Source organism: Paracoccus sp. NSM, assembly GCF_052379855.1.
Taxonomy (GTDB): Bacteria; Pseudomonadota; Alphaproteobacteria; order Rhodobacterales; family Rhodobacteraceae; genus Paracoccus.
The window spans coordinates 23081-41937 of the sequence record NZ_JBQTCG010000011.1; the positions used below are offsets into that span (position 1 = coordinate 23081).

Genomic DNA, 18857 nt, shown 5'->3' on the forward strand with positions numbered 1-18857 from the left:
CACTCTTTGATCTTTAGCTTGCAACGGATTACCTTTGATCGACCCGAAACTGAACCAAACCCCTGAACAGATTGCCCGCGACCGGATTGACGCTAGGCTCAGGGCGGCCGGCTGGGCTGTGCAAACAGCGGCAGGTATCGATCATTCGGCTGGTGCCGGGGTTGCTGTTCGCGAGTATCAGACAGCGGTTGGTCCAGCTGATTACGCCCTGTTTGCCGATCGGAGGGCGCTTGGGGTTGTGGAAGCCAAGCCCGATGCATGGGGAGAGAAAATCACGACAGTCGAGCAACAATCAGCAGGTTATGCGGCGGCGGAGTTGAGATGGGTCAAGAACTCGGAACCGCTGCCATTTATCTACGAGGCGACAGGCCAGATTACTCGCTTCACTGATTGTCGTGATCCAAAACCGCGCTCCCGCGAGGTATTCACTTTCCATCAGCCTCAGACTCTTCTTGAATGGTCAGGCCAAACGCGTTCGTTCCGCGCTGGCTTACAGGATTTGCCGCCGCTGAACACAGAGGGCCTGCGCGACTGTCAGGTTGCCGCGATAACCAGGCTGGAAAACTCGCTTCGCGAAGATCGGCCAAGGGCGCTGGTTCAAATGGCAACCGGCTCGGGAAAGACGTTCACGGCAATTACCCAAGTCTACCGCTTGCTCAAGCATGCCGGTGCGCGGCGCGTGCTGTTTCTTGTCGATACCAAGAACCTTGGTGAGCAGGCTGAACAGGAGTTCATGGCTTACGTCCCGAACGACGACAGCCGCAAGTTCACGGAGCTTTATACCGTTCAGCGGCTCACGTCGTCATTCATTTCCCCGCACGCGCAGGTCTGCATTTGCACCATCCAGCGAATGTATTCGATCCTGAAAGGAGAGCCGCTTTCGGACGGAGCAGAAGATGAGCATCCCGCCGAACGATCTGGCCTTCGCCGCGAACCGTTGCCCGTCGTCTATAACGCCACGGTCCCGCCTGAGTTCTTCGACGTCGTGATCATCGACGAATGCCACCGTTCGATCTACAATCTCTGGCGGCAGGTGATCGAGTATTTCGACAGCTTCCTCGTAGGACTGACGGCGACGCCGGATGCGCGCACCTACGGCTTCTTCCAGAAGAATGTTGTCAGTGAATACACTCATGAAAAGGCGGTTGCCGACGGGGTCAACGTTGGCAACGAAGTCTACCTGATCGAGACCAAGGTCAGCCTGCAAGGGGGTAGGATCGCAGCCCGGCAGATGGTTGAGAAGCGAGAGCGTCAGACACGCGCAAAGCGCTGGGAACGCCAGGATACAGATGAGGACTTCACAGCGAAGCAGCTCGACCGCTCCGTCGTGGTGCCTGACCAGATCCGGACGGTGATCCGCGCCTTTCGTGAAAAGCTCCCCGAGATATTTCCGGGCAGACAGGAGGTCCCAAAGACCCTGATTTTTGCCAAGACCGACAGCCATGCCGATGACATCATCCAAATCGTCCGGCAGGAGTTCGGCGAGCGGAACGACTTCTGCCGCAAGATCACCCATCAGGCCGACAACCCGAAATCCGTCTTGGCCGATTTCCGCAACGCCTATTATCCGCGCATCGCGGTCACCGTGGACATGATCGCCACAGGGACGGACGTGAAGCCGTTGGAATGCCTGCTGTTCCTGCGAGACGTGAAGTCCGCGAACTATTTCGAGCAGATGAAGGGCAGGGGCACACGCGTGGTCAAGGCGGACGACCTAAAGAAGGTCACCCCTTCGGCGACAGCCAAGACGCATTATGTGATCGTCGACGCCGTCGGCGTCACCCGGTCGGTCAAGACGGCCAGCCAGCCCCTGGACACCAAGCCTTCGATCCCCTTCAAGGATCTGGCGATGGAGGTGATGATGGGCGCGACGGATGAGGATACCGTATCCTCGTTGGCCGCGCGCCTTGCGCGCCTTGAACGGCAGCTGGGTCCCGGCGAACAGGCCCGTATCACCGAAAAGGCAGGCCGCCCCCTGCGGTCGATCACCCGCGACCTGTTCGACGCCATTGATGCCGACCGGATCGAGACCTTGGCGCGCCAGTCCACCGGCCAGGATGATCCAGACGAACCGGCCTTGGACGCCGCCCGCGATCGCTTGGTGACCGATGCCGCCCGTGTCCTGACCGGAGAGCTGATCACCCTGCTGGACACAATCCGCCGCGATCACGAACAGACCGTCGCACATGAAATTCTGGACGAGGTCGAAAGCGCTGGCTGGGCCGGGGATGTCACGCAGAACGCTCAGGCCATTGCCGACGATTTCGAAAGCTGGCTGACCGAGAACCGCGACCGCATCCAGGCGCTGTCGATCTATTTCACCCAGCCCGCCCGGCGCGCTCAGGTCACCTACCGGATGATCAAGGATCTGCTGGCCACGCTGCGCACTGACCGGCCGCGCCTTGCTCCCGCCCATGTCTGGCGCGCCTATGCCCATCTGGACGAGTTCAAGGGCGAGACGCCGATCAGCGAACTGACGCAGCTTGTGGCGCTGATCCGCCGCGTCGCCGGGCTGGACGAGCGGCTGACCCCGAACGAGGACCGGGTGCGCCGCAACTTCCAGAACTGGGTCCTGCGCCGCCACTCTGGCGCGGGCGAGAAATTCAGCGATCCGCAGATGGCCTGGCTGCGGATGATCCGCGACCATGTGGCGACCTCGATCCGGATCGAGCCTGAGGATCTGGACTTTGCCCCCTTTGATGCGCAAGGGGGGCTGGGGCGCATGTATGCCTTGTTCGGACCGGGATATGCGGACGTGATGGATGAGATGAATGAGGCGCTGTCGGCATGAAGGAACTGCCGGAAAGCTGGACCGATGTTGAAATTATCGAAGTTCTTGCTCCACATGAGAACGGCCGCCCCTTTCAGCAGGGCTGGAGTCCACAATGCGAAAATCACCCTGCGAAGCCGGAACAGTGGGGTGTCCTAAAGACGACTGCCATCCAGCACGGCGAGTTCTGGCCTCAAGAGAATAAGGCCCTTCCATCCGGCCTGGCCCCCCGCCCACAAATCGAAGTAAAGGTCGGCGACGTTCTTATGACGTGTGCTGGTCCACGGAACCGCTGCGGAGTTGCTTGTCTGATCGAAGCAACACCTGCCAGGCTGATGATGTCAGGCAAGATGTATCGCTTTCGCCCGCGTTCAGAGGTGCTCGATCCCAAATATCTGGCATACCTGATCCAGCGTCGAGACACCCAGCTTGAAATCGATCGGATGAAAACGGGGATCAATGACAGTGGCTTGAATTTGACCCACGACCGATTTTCTCAGCTTCGAGTGCCACTTCCCCCTCTCCCCGAACAACGTCGGATCGTCGCGAAGATCGAGGCGTTGTTTTCGGAACTCGATGCCGGGCAGCAGAGCCTGTTGCGGGCGCAGGCGCAGTTGGGGCTGTATCGCCAGTCCCTGCTGAAGGCGGCCTTTGAGGGCCGCCTGACCGCCGACTGGCGCGCCGCCAACCCCGACAAGCTGGAAGACCCCGAAACCCTCCTCGCCCGCATCCGCGCAGAGCGGGATGCCCGCTACAAACAGGCGCTGGATGACTGGCAAAACGCCCTATCAGAATGGCGCGCCGGGGGAGAAGTGGGGCTGAAACCGGCAAAACCGAGGCGCCCTGAATGGCCGGATGCGCCGGCTTACGAGGATTTGGCAGAGCTGCCAGAGGGTTGGGCCTACGCGCCTTTCGAGTGCTTGGCCTATACAATCCGAAATGGCATTTCAAAGAAGCCCCAGGAATCCGGAAGCCTCAAAATTTTCCGTATTAGTGCTGTTCGCTCAAACTTCTTTGATCTTTCAGACTTTCGGTTTCTAGAATCGAATGACGCTTTGGATAACTTCCGTCTGCGGCCGGGTGATCTCGTATTTACGCGGTATAATGGATCTCGGGCATATGTTGGGGTAGCTGCCTTATACAATGGAGATGGCTCGCACGTTTACCCGGACAAATTAATCCGCTGTGACTTGAACTCGAGTTCACTGGTGGGAGGCTATGTGGAAAAGGCGGTAAATTCTGGTGAATCGAGAGCATTTATCGAAAGCCGAGTCAGGACCACTGCAGGACAAGCTGGGATATCTGGTGCTGACCTAAAAGCTATGCCCGTTCCGTTATGCTCACTGGCGGAACAGCGGGAGATCCAAACGCTACTTGAAGCAAACCTCTCTCAGGTCACAGCGATGGAGGCCGAGATCACCACAACGCTCGCCAAGATCAACGCTCTGCGTCAATCCATCCTGAAGCAGGCCTTTTCGGGCCTCCTTGTTCCGCAGGACCCCTCCGATGAGCCCGCCAGCGCCCTTCTGGCGCGTCTCCGTCCAGCAGACCTCAAAACGCCGCCGAGCAGAAGAAGAAAGAGGCAAGCATGAGCCCGAAGCGCGGCCGATCCATTGAGCTGTTTTTCGTCGATGGAACTCCCGACGGCATGGTCACGGCGACGATTCCGTTTCAATGGTCGGGTCACGTGTTGGTGACGCGCCGGACCCAGCTGAAAGAGGCGCTGGAACGGGATGAAGCCTTGCGGCCTGGCGTGTATCTTCTGGTCGGGGACAGGGATGGCAGCCCGACGGTGTATATCGGCGAAACGGACGAGCTTCGCGCCCGCACCAAGCAGCACGCAGCCCAAAAGGACTGGTGGGAAACGGTTGTGCTGATCTCATCCTCCGGCGAGCCGTTGAACAAGGCGCATGCCCGATACCTGGAGTATCGCCTCTACATGCGGGCAACTCAGGTCGCAAAGGTCACGCTTGGAAACTCGCAGAGCCCGACCGAAAGCAAGCTTAGTGACGCTGCGCGCGCGCATATGGATGATTTCCTCGAAAACATCTACCTGGTCCTCCCGGCGCTGCGCTTTGATCTCTTCACTCAGAACGCCAAGCCGCAGGCGCCCGCCGTTCTTACCCCGGTTGCGCCTTTGGTTCACTTTGTATTCGAGGTGCCGAAAAACGGGATCAAGGCTCGGGCTCATATCGACGAAGGGGATTTCGTGGTCGAGGCGGGGTCGCTTGCCCGTCGCAAGTGGGAGGGAGCAGTCCATGCCACCTACATGCCGCTTCATCAGGAGCTGCTGGATCAGGGCATTCTGGCGGATAACGGCCAGCATGCCATCTTTACCCAGAGTTTCGGCTTTTCGAGCGCAAGCGCAGCAGCAGCTGTGGTGGCTGGGCGCCCCGCGTCCGGCCCCAAAAGCTGGATCGTGGAAGGAACGGGGCAGAGCCTCGGCGATCTTGAGGCAAAGAGCCTCGGCGAGAAAACTGGCACGGATTTCGTTGAATGAGCACCGCACCCATCGTCCAGAAGGTCTGGAATTTTTGTAACACGCTGCGCGATGACGGCGTCGGCTATGGTGATTATCTTGAACAGCTGACCTTTCTGATCTTTCTCAAGATGGCGGACGAAGTCTCGCGTCCGCCGCGGAACCGCGATGTGGGCATTCCGCGTGGCTACGACTGGGGCAGCCTGCGAATTTTGAAGGGCGCCGAGCTGGAGGTCCACTACGTCGATACGCTGCGCGAGCTTGGGACGCGGCCGGGCATCCTGGGCCAGATCTTCACCAAGGCACAGAACAAGATCCAGGATCCTGCCAAGCTTGCTCGCCTCATCGCCCTGGTGGACGAGGAAAGCTGGACGATGTTGGACGCGGATGTGAAGGGGGACATTTACGAAGGCCTGCTGGAACGAAACGCCGAAGACACGAAATCCGGGGCAGGGCAGTATTTCACGCCCCGGCCGCTTATCAGGGCGATGGTGGAGTGTATGGCTCCGGTCCCCGAGCGCACGATCGCGGATCCCGCCTGTGGGACCGGCGGCTTCTTTCTCGCTGCTTATGACTACCTGACCGCGCGATCGCTGGACCGGGATCAGAAGGTTTTCCTGAAGGACTCGACGTTCTTCGGAAACGAGATCGTCGCTGGAACGCGTCGTCTCGCCCTGATGAATATGTTTCTCCACAACATCGGTGACCTCATCGGCGACAGTCCGATATCCCCCGCCGATGCGCTGATCGCACCTCCGTCGCAGACGTTCGACTACGTCTTGGCAAACCCGCCTTTCGGAAAAAAGTCCTCCATGACCTTTACCACAGACGAAGGCGAAGCGGAGGGAGATCTGACCTACAACCGGCAGGACTTCTGGGCGACGACCTCAAACAAGCAACTGAATTTTGTCCAACATATCCGGGCAATGCTGAAGACAACCGGGCGGGCTGCCGTGGTGGTGCCTGACAATGTGCTGTTCGAAGGCGGCGCAGGCGAAACCATCCGGCGCAAGCTTCTTGAGACATGCGACCTGCACACGATTTTGCGCCTTCCGACCGGGATCTTCTACGCGCAAGGTGTGAAGGCCAATGTCATTTTCTTCGACAACCGGCCTGCTTCCAAGGACCCGCAGACACACGAGGTTTGGTATTATGACTATCGGAGCAACGTGCATCATACGCTGAAGAAAAAGCCGCTCCGGTATGAAGATCTCGCGGATTTTGTCCGGCTATACTGTCCGGCGAATCGATTTGAACGACAGGCAACCTGGAGCGACAAGTCGCCGGATGGCCGGTGGCGTGCATTCTCACGGGAAGAGCTTCTGGCACGAGACAAGGCAAGCCTCGACCTGTTTTGGCTGAAGGACAAGAGCCTGACCGATCTTGATAATCTACCAGAACCAGACGAGCTGGCTGAGGAGATCATCGAGAATCTTGAGGCCGGTCTCTCTAGTCTGCGAACAGTGCTGTTTCAGCTCCGATCCTGACTGTCGGGTAAGCATTGACCTGGTGTCCATTTTTCAGGATGCTCCCGTGTGCGGTGGAGGGTTAAGTGCGTTCAGAGCTTGAGGCGCTTGAGATAATGTCGAAGCCAGGCGTTTATTTCGTGCGCCTTTCGGGCGAAGCATTGATCTCTGTGAACAACGCCGATGCGATCCGGCGGGACTTAAGCGTCCATGTCAATTGCACAAACTGCAAATATGGAAGCTCGGTCAATCTTCGAGCACGTTACGCGGCCTACCGCCGGACGTTCGGCGCTGAGCGCCTGCGCTTTCAAGTCCTTGCTTTCGAACAGAATCCTGCCCGCATCGAGCGCTTGCTGCACGCCCATTTCGCATCTTTTCGCATGCTGGGACGAACAGGGCGAGCAACCGAATGGCTGTCTGGCATCTGTCCTGATCAGGCCTTCGCGGACGCCCAGAAAATCTGCGGTTCAGGCTGGGCTGCAAGTGCTCATGAGGTGGGGACCATAAACCGCGATGACAGTGCCGACGACCGATCAGCTGTTGTAACGCCTGAACACCTAAGCCCGGCTGATGTTGTCTCGGCTGCCGAGTATCTCCAACTGAACGGGATGAGTGAGGAATTGCTTGCGGAACTTCACCATTTCCCGAGGCAGTCTTACGCGCAGACGCTGAATTATTTCAGGCGCAGATCGTCCATGCGGGGGAGCAATATGGCTTACGCCAAGCGTTTGGAATTTGTTGTGCGTGGGCATCAGCGCGGGAGCTGTTTCGCAGACCTTGTCGGAGACGCGAAGGTGATTTACCCGCTGACTGTAGCACCCTGATCTCCCGACAGCGTCTTTCGACTGACGGGTGCACTAAGCCCTAAGGCTGCAAGGCAGGGGACAGCGGCATTTTGAAAGTGGGTTCGGGTCTGTCGAGATCTGGGAAGAGTTCAGCAAGTGTCTATTGTCAAACGAACGATTGAAGCATTTCCCCGAGGCCGAACTACGGAGGAACTGATCGTCCTTGTTGGCGCAGCTTTCGACCAAGACAAGCGACGAGCGGTTCTGGCGGAACTGCAGGCACTGGCGCTTTCCGGCGAAATCCGTTCTGAACGTGGAGGCCGCTGGACACCAATCGCAGCAAATCAGGCTCTCGTTGCTCCGACTTTGCGAGGAACCGTCGCAGGGGCTGCAAGTGGCGAAGGCGATTGTCTTTATGCGGTCCCGGGCGTGTTTCAAACCGAGTCCTTGTCTCTCATTGACGAGCTTGGAGAGGATGATGGGTGCTCTGGCCGCGTCGATCCGCATGCGTTGCTGCGTTACTGGCGTTCGGCCTTAAGGTCTGATCCAAGGGGTGCGGTCGCCCAAGCGCCTGATCGACACGGTGCTCAGTGGGTCCTGGTGACGGGGCAGGGTTCCTTGACCCCCGAGCCTGACACGCGGCGCGTCTTGTCGTTCGAGTTGGACTCTCTTCCCCCGGAGTTTCGACAGGCATTGCTCCGGCGTGAGGCGAACGAAATGACGCTTGCCGTCGGCTGGCCGATCATGGTCGGCAGGCAGTCAGGCGCCCCGGCGATTTGGCCGGTAGGTCTGCTAGCTGCCGAATGGACGCGATCCACGAACTGCTTGCGCGTGACCATCGATGAGGACGATGTCCTCGTGAACCCGGCATGGTTGGAGGGTGCCGCCAGAGCGTTCGGCTGGAAGAAGGCCGAACTGGCCGAGATTCTCTCCTCGACCGACGGTGTGGGACTCCGCACAGAAGAGTTCTTGCTTAAGCTTCGTGAGGTAGCCGCAAAGCATCTGCGTGGGCGGATCGCTGGTCATCAGTTGGCTTCTCATATCAATACTGAAGCGGGCGGCGTCTACGATATTGCTGCGCTTTTCCTCCCGACCGAGTCGACCTTCACCGCTGGGGCCGTGCGCGACCTTGATGCGATCGGTTCGTGGTCGGTTGAACGGCTTAGTCGAACGGCCTTGGCGCCGGTTCTGGGGCTGGAGCCAACCCTCGCTGACCGATCGACAGCCGACATCAACGTCGGCTTGCTCAACGGCGAGCAATGCGATGCTGTTCGCCACGCCTGCCAAGAACCGCTGACCGTGGTGACCGGGCCGCCGGGCACTGGAAAAAGCCAAGCGATCGTATCTATGGCTGCTTCGGTCCTGCTGAATGGCGGCACGGTGCTTGTTGCGTCCAAGAATCACCAAGCGCTGGATGCAGTAGAGGAGCGCTTGGGCGGGCTCGCGCCTGATCTTCCGTTCCTCGTGCGGACGCTCGATCCGCAGCGCGATATCGACACGTCAGTTGAGCAAGCTTTGAACGAGATGCTCAAGGACACGATGGCGCGACCCCGCTCGGTGGATCAGGAACTGTTAGCGAAGGCAGTTTCGCTCTCGGCAGACCGAAGGACGTCGCTTGAACTCGTCCGCAAGCGCGCAGCTCTGGAATGCGAAATCGCCGAACTGGTAGAGCGGATTGCCGCACGCGAGCAGTTCGCCCCACCAAGGGGGCAGCAGGCTATTCCAGACCAGAAGGCGCCGGGGCTTTTTCGCCGAGTTTGGACCTTGCTCTCGGCCCTTTTCAAACGACCGGTGACCAGCCACAAGAAAGCGTCTCGAGGCTCTCTCCCCGAGGGAGTGCCGCTGACGGTCCTGAGGGCGCGTCTTGAGACCGTCCGCGCAGAGCGCGATTCGCTTTCAAATGCGGGAGATCCCGTCAGGCAGACTGAAGAGTTGAAGGATTTGGCGCAAACCATCCTGCCTGCCGCCTTATCCGCACGTGTGGCTCTGTCAGAGGCTGACCGGCAAGTGTTGGAGGCCGCCTATGCCGACCACCAGTTCCACGGAAGCCAAGCGCTCCCGTCAGAGCTGGTTACACCGGTTTTGCAGCACAGGCCTCTTTGGCTCGCCTCGGTGCTTGGGACGCCCAAGAGGATCCCCCTCGACGACGGAATGTTTGACCTCGTCATTTTCGACGAGGCGAGCCAATGCGACATCGCTTCTGCGCTCCCTCTGTTTGCTAGGGCGAAACGAGCCGTAGTTGTGGGAGACGATCGGCAGCTCAGCTTTATCCCGCAACTGGGTCAGGCGCAGGATCGAAACCTGATGAAGGCCCAGGGCCTTCCGACATCGGGTATGGGTCGTTTTGCGCAGAGTCGGCAGTCGCTGTTCGATTTCGCGAAGCGTGTCCCTTCGGTGTCGCGCGTCTTGTTAAGGCATCAATACCGCTCTGCGGGGCCGATCGTAGACTACATCAGCTCAACCTTTTATGGCGGGCAACTGGCCGCGTCATACGACCCATCCTCTATGCGGCCTCCTCTGGGGCAAAAACCGGGCATTGCCTGGACACATGTGTCGGCGCCTGCATTGGCGCAGACGGGCAACGTCAATTCCGCAGAGGCCGAGGCGATTGCCGCGCATGTCCACGAGCTTTTGGTTAAGCAAGGATACGATGGTAGCGTCGGCGTGATCTCACCCTTTCGTCCGCAGGTTCAAGCGATCGAAACGGCGGTGCGATCGAAAGTGCCAACGCATAAACTGGAGGGCGCTGAATTTCGTGCTGCGACGGTCGATGGGTTTCAGGGACAAGAGCGCGACCTGATCCTGTTTTCGCCTTGCCTGTCCAAAAGCAGCGCGCTTTCGGCTGTTACCTTCCTACAGAAGGACCTTCGGCGCATAAATGTTGCCATTTCAAGGGCGCGTGCTGTGGCGCACATTTTTGGCGACCTCGATTACGCACGTTCCGGCAGAGTGGGTGCCTTGGCCCGGCTTGCTGCCGTTGCCACTGAGCCAAGGCGAGCCACCGGAGAAGGTGTGTTTGACAGTGAATGGGAACGTCGAGTGTTCCATGGTCTGAAGGATCGTGGGCTAGACCCGAAGCCGCAATACGAGATCGCGGGCAGGCGTCTCGATTTTGCCCTGTTCGGTCGGAACGGTGTGAAGCTTGACCTAGAGGTCGATGGCCGACACTGGCATCAGGACAGCGACGGTCGTCGCAAGATGTCAGATGTGTGGCGTGATCATCAATTGCAATCGCTCGGGTGGCAGGTGCGCCGGTTCTGGGTCGATGAACTTTCAAAGGATATGGAGGCATGTCTTGACCTCGTCGAACGAGACCTTTCGTAGATCGCGGGCGTTCAGCTATCTCGCAGGTGTCCTGACCGTTCTGACTCTTGCTGGACTTGGTGCGCTGGCATGGCAGGTTAATAGCCTCAGTGAGCGGTATGGCCAGATAGAGCGGGATATCAATCATTACTCGGGACAGCGCGAGCAACTGCGAGTGGCCCGAGAGAGCCTGAGCTCTGATCTCTCGCAGCTTGAGGCACGGCTTAGTTCTGCTTCCAATGAACTGCGCCGCGCGGAACAGGGGCGCGACGAGGCTGCCGCGGCTGAGAAGGCGGCTCTTGAGGCGACAGACGCCGCGGAGACTAGGCTCGAGAGCCTTCGCGAGCGCGAGGCAGGGGCCCGCGAGATAATCGCGACAGGCGAGCGAGAAAGGGGGAGATTACAGTCGCTGACCGCGCAGAACGAGACCTTGCAGCGCGCTGTCGCTGACCTCGAGCGCCGGAAGCAAGAGCTGGAAGCCTCAACCTCTGCCGCCCGCACGGAGATGACGACGTTGCAGGATTCACTGGTTGCTTTGCGGGACCAACGAGATACCGTCTCCTCCGACGTCCAGCGGCTCCAGACTGAAAAAGAAGGGCTCGAGCCGATTAGGACTCGCGTTGAGGCACTGCGAGCCGAGGACACCGAGCTTGGGCAGAAGGTATCAGCGGCCCGTATCGCGCTGCGCGACATCGAAGTCGGCCAGCAGACTGCGCAGGATCGACTTGCCTCCCTTCAGGAGCAGGTCGAACAGGAAGCCTCAAGGCTGGCGGCGGCTGTGCAGGCCCGCGGGGCGGCCGAGGGGCAGTTCGCAAGTCTTAGGGCGCAGGTGGACGGTCTGGAGCGACAGCGTGGTGATTGGACCCGCGAAGCTGAAGAAGCGGCGACGAAGCTTCAGCAGGCGGAACAGGCCCGGCAGGCCGCACAGGAAGCACAGCAGCAAGCGGCGTCTGCTTTGACCTCTGCGCGGCAAGCGCTCCAGCAGGTCCAGACCGACCGTGATACCGCGCAGGCAGAGCGCGACCGTGCTCAGGGCGAACTTGGCACGCTTCAGGAAGCGATCGCGCGTGATCGTGGCGTCCTTGCCCAGATTGAAGCCGCGCAGGGCCAGATCGCCACCTTGACCGGTCAGCGCGACACGCTGGCCGAAGAGGTCGCGCGCAGGCAAACTGAGATCGGTGCCTTGTCCACCCAGCTTGCCGAGGCGACGTCGTCGCTTGAAAAGGCGCAAGAGGCTCTGGCTGCCATTCAGACACGTCAAGCTGCTGCGGAGACCGCCGAAGCCGCCGCTGTTGCGCGAAGGAGTGCTGTCGAGGCGGCCGTTCAATTGGCCGAAGCACGAGAAAGGTCACTGCAGGAATCCCTGTCGGAGGCCCAGGGAGCGTTGGCCGCGGCGGTGGCTGAGCGCGAGGCTTTGGAAACTGCGCGGACCTCGGCTCAAGCTGATCTGGCACGCCTTGAACAGCAGATCGTCGTGCGTAGTGCGATTCTTGCAGAGGTGGAACTGGCTGAGGCCCGTGGGCGAGAGCTCGCTGCTCAAATCGAGATCTGGGAGCAAAGACTGACGACGTTGCGTGGCGAGGTCGCAGCGACCGCGACTCAGAGTGAGATCGTGCCCCAAGGATTGGATGACGCCCAGCCGGTGAGCGTCACTCTTCCACCGGTCGAGGCCTTGCCAGTTGAAGAGATCGGACCAATGAGGGGCCCGGATACTTCTTCAGAACAAACTCAGACCCCTCTGACCGATGAATAATTGAGAAAGCTTTGACATGTTGACCGGAAGCCCCATTCTCATTCTCTTCGTCGCTGGTGCCCTCGCGTTTCTCACGGTTGTCCATTTTTGGCTTGCGACACGTTATGATCACGGCCGTTCGATCCAAGGACCGCTTGAGGAGGAACGGGCGATCTCTGCCCGCATCACGGAAAAGCGCGCGACCTTGGCGGATATCGAGCATGATTTGCAGAAACGCCGAGAGGCATTGGCAGTCGTCGCCGACGTTCAGCTGGAGGTCGATGCGCTCACGCGCAAGCGCGACGATCTGCTAGATGAGTGGAACCAGATGGAGCCCCGCCGGCAGGAGGTTTTGGCCCTGCGCCGGGAGCTCGAGGAGGTGCAAGTTGAAAAGCTGCGCTTCGATGGAGAGTTCGCGGCAGCCAAGGCCGAGCATGAAGAAATTCGCGACCGGCTGGCACGGGCAGAGCGACTTCTGGATCAGGTTGAAAGCTTGAAGAAGGAGCGCGAGGAACTTGCGGATCGAATTGAGCAGCTCAAGCCCGAGCTTCGGCTTTTGGAGGAGGCCAAGGAGCGAGTTGCGCACCTTGATGGCCGGGCGGTCGCGCTTGAGGCCGATCTTGCCAGGCTTCAGGGACAGATCGCCGCAGGTCAGGACCGGGCCGATGAGCTGGATGCTCGGATTACAGAGGCGCGGACCGCTGCGGCGGATATCGAAGGCGCGCGGACCAAAGCGTTGGCTGATCTTTCTGCAACAGAATTGGCGCTGCGCAGCACCGAAGCGCAGAGTCAGGACGCAGAAGAGCGCATGCGGCGCAAACAGGCGGAGCTTGATCGCGTTGAGGCCGATCTGGACACATCACGTATGAAGCTGACCGATCTGCAAGATCAGCTCGGCGAGCTGACGGCTTACCGCACCGCACTGCAAGAGGAAAAGACTGTGCTGGCAGCCGAACGCTCGAGCGCGGTCGTTTCTCTCGACGAAGTGCGTCGCGAGATCGACCGTCTCCAAGAGACGCGAGCAATGCTGGAAGCTCGCAATGCCAAACTGTCACGCCAAAGCGGTGAGGCCGGCGGCTCCGATGAAGATCCCCTTCGTGAACTGAAGGTGGAGCCGCAGTTGATCAGTGTTTTGAAAGGCTGGAAAGAAAGCGACATCATCGACGAGAATGACGCGCTGCTGCGCGTCCAGGGACATTTCCGCGCCACGGGCCTGACCTACTCTGACCGTAAGCTCCGTGCTTTCCACACGGCAATGAAGGTAAACGAAAGCACACAGATGGCTGTGCTTGCAGGGATATCTGGCACAGGCAAAAGTCAGCTTCCCCGGCAATACGCGGCAGGTATGGGGATTGGCTTTCTGCAGGTGCCGGTGCAGCCCCGATGGGACAGCCCGCAGGACCTGATGGGGTTTTACAATTATGTTGAAGGCCGTTTCCGTCCCACGGATATGGCGCGGGCACTTTGGGCGATGGACGAGATCAACAATCCGGATGGGGCTCTGAGCGACCGGATGCTGATGATCCTGTTAGACGAGATGAACCTCGCACGGGTTGAGTATTATTTCTCTGATTTCCTCAGCCGACTGGAAAGCCGGCCCGCCGCGCACGAGGTCGGGGAAGAAAGCCGTCGAAAAGACGCCGAGATCGAACTGGAGATCCCAACGCCTGACGGTAAAGTGCCGCGCATTTTCCCAGGCTACAATCTTCTGTTTGCCGGAACCATGAATGAGGACGAGAGCACGCAATCCTTGTCTGACAAAGTTGTCGACCGGGCCAATGTGATCCGATTTGCAGCTCCGAAAAGGATCGACAGCGGTGCTGCACGAGGTGAGCGACCAGTCGATGTGGCCCTCAAGCGCAGAACCTGGGAGCGCTGGGCGCAGCCCAGGCGCGCGGATCACGAGCGGAAGGACGCTGCGAGCAAGATCGAACAGATGGTCGATATGATGAAAGATCTTGGTCGCCCCTTTGGTCACCGCTTGGGTCGGGCGATGCTGTCTTATGTCGATTTGTATCCCCGGACCCAGGGCGTTCCGAACATCGTTAACCAGGCTCTGGCGGATCAGGTCGAGATGCGGCTGCTGCCCAAGCTACGGGGCGTTGAGGTCGAAGCGAAACGTCAGGAATTCGACAAGCTTGAAGCGTTTGTTTCGGGACTTGGCGATGATCAACTCGCGGAAGCGATTGGGAAATCAATTGAGGTCGCCGACACCACAGGACAGTTTGTCTGGCTGGGAGTCGGCCGCGAATGAAGCGGCTGCTGCGGCCTTGGTCTTCGAGGCAAATTGATGAAGGCGATCCATATGGTCCCGGAGCCTGTCTGCTGAGCGAGGGCGGGCCGCATGTTCCAAACGCCATGTCATACGCCGAGCTGATGTCCGGCTCTTTTCGGGGGGAGGTGCGCAGGCTGCTGCTGCATCCTTACCCCAAGCGCAGCCGCGATCAGAATCCTTTACGCGAAGGATTCCCCACACGCCCCCCGGTGAACAGTGAGCCCAGAACCGCGGACGAGAAATTCGCATCTGATACTCTGCGCCGGATGAACGAGGTTCTCGCCCGCATCCAAGAGCTTGAGGATGCTCTGGATGATCCTTCGCAGATCTGGCCTCGTCTTCGCGACGCGTGGAAGCGCGCCGAGGATGAGGCCGATCCACGGATGGCGGAGATCGTAAAGCAGGCGCGCGAGGTCAGTCCGGTTTTAAAGGACCTCGAAAAGCGGATCCGCCGCGTTCTCAGGCGCACGCGCGAGTTGACGCCGTTGGATCGCGTGCAAGAGATGGACCGCGCCTCGATGTTATGGCTGAGCCGCCAGCCGGGCAGGAGCATTGCCGAGCGTGCCGGGCCCGCGCAACGGATCCTCTCTACAGTGCGACACGAGAACTTCGACACGCTCGAAAACCGGGTGTTTCATTCCTATGTCCGTCTTGCAGCGCTCGTGGCCCGGGAGTGGCAAAGAGAGCACCGGCAGGCCGATGGAAGTGATAGGTTCCGATTGGTCGATACGATGCGTCTTCGCTGTAGGGCCATTGCGCGCGACCTGGAGGGACTTGGCGTCGGATTGGCAGAACCCGGCACGACTCCGAACTATGTGTTGATGCAAGACAAGGGATATCGAACAGTTCGCCAAAACTGGGAGCGGCTTCTGCGCCGAGAGCGGATCCTCGATGATCTTTGGGCATGGCAGGCACAGACCTGGACGGACTTTTCCGTTCTCGCGATCGTTTTGGCCATCGACGAACTGGACGAGGCCCGGCTGATTGCTCAGTCCCCTATCGTCTGGCGGCAAGAGGCGTTCAAGGGCCGTTGGTTCGACCAAGATCGTCCGCTTGCAGTGTTCTGGCTGGAACGGACAGGCCGGATCGTAGAGGTTCAGGCGCGACCGGAGCAGCCGGGCGCGCTTCTGACCCTAGCCCGTGCCCATGTCTCTTTGCGGGTGACAGATCCTACCAGATCCGAACTGCCGAGGCGGATAGCCGTTTGGACCCCGCATGCGATGCGGCGGCTCGACATTCAGGTCGGCGCCGAAGAAGCAGCCTCGATGCTGAGCGAGATCGGACAGGTCACATCGGGCGAGATCATGCGTGACGGTCTCATCCTCACGCCGGCACAGGGAGATCCCCAGCATCTTGTCGCATCAAGAGGCAAAGCGCAGGTTGATGCCATCGCGTTCGATGCGTCCGGCGTCAGCTTGGCGCTTGGCATGGAGGCGCTGAGGGAGTTCATCCGACGCGATATTTGGCGGTGAGCCTATGAAGATCCGAAAGCTCTGTGGCTTCGACGTGAATGGCTGGCGCGACGGCGCTGCGCGTAACTGGGTCGCTCGCCCTGGCGATGAAGAAGAGTTAGGCGTTGTGCAAGTCGTCGAGGGCGCCGTTCTTCCAGATGTGGTTCTCACCGGGGACGGCAAGAGCGCTCGTTGGATCGGCGGCGCTCAGGCCGATCTGGCCCCGCATGGGCGCGGGGGTGGCTGGGGCGTGTTCGGTCATCCGGATCGTCGGCACGCGATCCGATCGCTGATGCAAGAGGAGAGCACTTCTCCGACGGTCTTGGCCGCAGCCTTCACCGGCCTAGCCGAGGGGGCCAACTTCTCCGTCGCCTCTATTGAGGACACTGACCGCATTACAGAGCCCCTGCAGGATCGCCTGTTTACGGCTCTGTCAGTTGCCAAAGCTGGTAAGTCTCTCCTGGTCTGGAGGTCTGTCCTTTCTGTCCTTTATGCGATCCATGCCGAAACGATAGCCAGCGCAATCCGTGACGGTGCTGTGATCGGTATTATCGGTCACGTCGGAGATGGTTTCTGCGTGCAGACGCTTCGTATTCGGGCCGAGAGGAAGGGTGACATCTTGCACCTCGCTCCCGAGCGTCGGCAGGTGGGCCGTCTCTTCAACTCATCGCTCGGCTACGACGGCCTCATTGATACTGCTAAGGCGCAGATATTGCTGCAGGCCGCAGATAACCGTGTAGAGCATTTCCTGAGTGCGCGGTCGATAGGCAGGCTGGCATTCGGCTTGATCTCGAAGCCCGAGCCATTGCGTCGAGCGAACGGGGAATGGGATGTTCTGTTGCCGCCGGATCAGTTGACCTTGCCTCTCGAAGCCCTGCCAAACGCTGTTGCTTCCTGTCTGGTAGGTTGCGACCTCGTTCTCTTCGAGAGCCTGACCGAGGGAGGGGTGAGGCAATTCATCGTGGATCTGCTGCGGGATTCGCTTCCCGTTCCATTTCTTGATCTTCCGGTCTCGGCGGTGGCGCAGGGGGCATTGATCGCGGCCGGACGGCACGCCAGCGGGCAGACGGTCTATTTCGATTTCCTTCCGCGGGTTGCAACCATAGTGCAGGGGGCCGAGGGCGCCCGGAATTATGAGTTGATCGACGAGTCCGAGACCTTGCCTGCCGGGAGGCTGTATCGAAGCCCAAAGCCCGCACGCTTTCTGCTTCTGGGCGGGCAGGACCGGTTCCAAGTGTATCTCAGGAAGGAGACACACGCCAAACCGCGCAAGGCGCTTGTCGAGGTCGGCAGACAATCGCCAGAGGCCGCGCCAGTCGACCTTTGGGTCGAACAGGTTCCAGCAGCAGGGCGCGCCAAGATCATGATGCAGGCCCCCACATTGTCCATGCAATTCATGGTAGACTGGGATGCAGCAGAAGTTCTGGATCAGACTTGGGAAGAGCTCCTTGATGACCTCGCGACGCCACCACCGACGATTCCGAAACGACTTGTCCTGCCCTGTGGTATGTTCGCTTGGGAAGATAGTCCCAGAGGGCCTGGACTGATAACGTTGCTCGATCAGAACTCCCGGAAAAGCAGGCCTGACTGGGAGGAACTCGCGACCAAGCTCGCAGCACGACCGAATGGTCACTACTGCATTTCGAGCGATGGTGAGATTCCATCGGAAGCGCCGGCTCATTCGGTCGAACAACTTGATGAGCTAACGCGGCGGGCTCTTCTTAACCTCAAGCAGATGCTGAATGGAAGCATGGAGCCAGACACGGCACCATTGAAATTTCTGACATGGCAATTCCGGCGATGTCCGCGTGAGGTTGCATCCCTTCTGCTTGACGCATGGGAAGCGCGCCTGCTCTCACAGCCTTATCCGCTCGCTACATCATCACAGGCCTGGATCCTCATCCGTCAAGGATTGGGTCGGATCATCAAGTCCTCCGACCATGAAGGCGCGGCGCTCTCGTTGTTGCTCAAGACCCCACGAACCTCTTGGAACTGGCGGCAGGAAACCGCCGCCGCAGCTTTTCTGCTTTCACGCTCTGACGAAAGCCCGACCTTCCTTGAGCGCGCCGACGTCGATCTGCTTGGTGCTCGTGTGCTCGAGGAGTTCGAGGCAAGCCTTGAGACAGAATACACAAGGTTCAGCTATGCGCCGTTCTTGCTTGTCGGCTTACTCCGCTGGCGGCTGAAGTCTGCTCGAGCGCTCGTAACCGGGCACGACTCTCTTGCTGATCAGTTGGCGCTCGCGGTCGAACGGGCGATGGAGGATATGACGCGGCGCGCACGGCGGCTGGAAAAAATGGAGCGGGTAGCTGTCAAGTGGCAGCCGTTGTTGTCTGCAGCGCTTGACGAGTTGCAAGGATCCGGAAAGAACCCTGATCTTCTGGCGGCGATGTATGAAGCATGAGTAGTCAATGGGCCGCTTAAGGCTTTGCATCAGGGCCAAGGGCATCGGCGGGCGCGTTCCTCGGGTCCGCTTTGCTGCCGTGACGGCATCTGACCGCCAACCCTTCGTCGCGACAGAGCCGATACAGCCTCTTCTAAGCCACCGCGCCGCCTTCGACGCTGAGGAACAGACATGGCGAAGGGAACCCAGCCC

At 59.7% G+C, this 18857-nt stretch carries 10 protein-coding genes; all 10 read left to right on the forward strand.

All coding sequences use genetic code 11. The annotated features are described in order from the left end of the window. The first annotated feature begins 34 nt into the window (after positions 1-34). The 10 genes from ACTZWU_RS13815 (at position 35) to ACTZWU_RS13860 (ending at position 18665) form a co-directional block, all read left to right on the forward strand. Positions 35-2791 (forward strand): type I restriction endonuclease subunit R, encoded by a 2757-nt coding sequence (locus ACTZWU_RS13815; RefSeq protein ID WP_444737944.1) that lies wholly within the window; start codon positions 35-37, stop codon positions 2789-2791. Beyond that, positions 2788-4362, forward strand: coding sequence for a restriction endonuclease subunit S (locus ACTZWU_RS13820; protein WP_444737945.1), 1575 nt, complete (start codon positions 2788-2790; stop codon positions 4360-4362). Before ACTZWU_RS13815 ends, ACTZWU_RS13820 begins: the two co-directional genes overlap by 4 nt. After that, positions 4359-5270, forward strand: coding sequence for a GIY-YIG nuclease family protein (locus tag ACTZWU_RS13825; RefSeq protein WP_444737946.1), 912 nt, complete (start codon positions 4359-4361; stop codon positions 5268-5270). The genes ACTZWU_RS13820 and ACTZWU_RS13825 overlap by 4 nt, the downstream gene beginning before the upstream one ends. After that, positions 5267-6736: an N-6 DNA methylase gene (locus ACTZWU_RS13830; RefSeq protein WP_444737947.1), complete on the forward strand. Its 1470-nt coding sequence runs from the start codon at positions 5267-5269 to the stop codon at positions 6734-6736. Before ACTZWU_RS13825 ends, ACTZWU_RS13830 begins: the two co-directional genes overlap by 4 nt. A gap of 65 nt (positions 6737-6801) precedes the next feature. Continuing rightward, complete coding sequence (locus ACTZWU_RS13835) at positions 6802-7539, forward strand: GIY-YIG nuclease family protein (RefSeq protein ID WP_444737948.1); 738 nt, start codon at positions 6802-6804, stop codon at positions 7537-7539. A 678-nt stretch (positions 7540-8217) separates the two neighbouring features. Then, complete coding sequence (locus ACTZWU_RS13840) at positions 8218-10824, forward strand: AAA domain-containing protein (protein ID WP_444737949.1); 2607 nt, start codon at positions 8218-8220, stop codon at positions 10822-10824. Then, positions 10796-12556, forward strand: a complete 1761-nt coding sequence (locus ACTZWU_RS13845) for a hypothetical protein (protein ID WP_444737950.1) — start codon at positions 10796-10798, stop codon at positions 12554-12556. The genes ACTZWU_RS13840 and ACTZWU_RS13845 overlap by 29 nt, the downstream gene beginning before the upstream one ends. Positions 12557-12572: 16 nt before the next feature. Further along, the gene (locus ACTZWU_RS13850) at positions 12573-14789 is read left to right on the forward strand and encodes a chromosome segregation ATPase-like protein (RefSeq protein ID WP_444737951.1); all 2217 of its coding nucleotides are present in this window, start codon (positions 12573-12575) and stop codon (positions 14787-14789) included. Then, a complete protein-coding gene (locus ACTZWU_RS13855; protein ID WP_444737952.1) occupies positions 14786-16282 on the forward strand; it encodes a hypothetical protein in 1497 nt (498 codons plus the stop codon). Before ACTZWU_RS13850 ends, ACTZWU_RS13855 begins: the two co-directional genes overlap by 4 nt. 4 nt (positions 16283-16286) lie before the next feature. Beyond that, entirely contained in the window at positions 16287-18665 is a 2379-nt protein-coding gene (locus ACTZWU_RS13860) for a hypothetical protein (protein ID WP_444737953.1), read from the forward strand. Positions 18666-18857 lie beyond the last annotated feature (192 nt).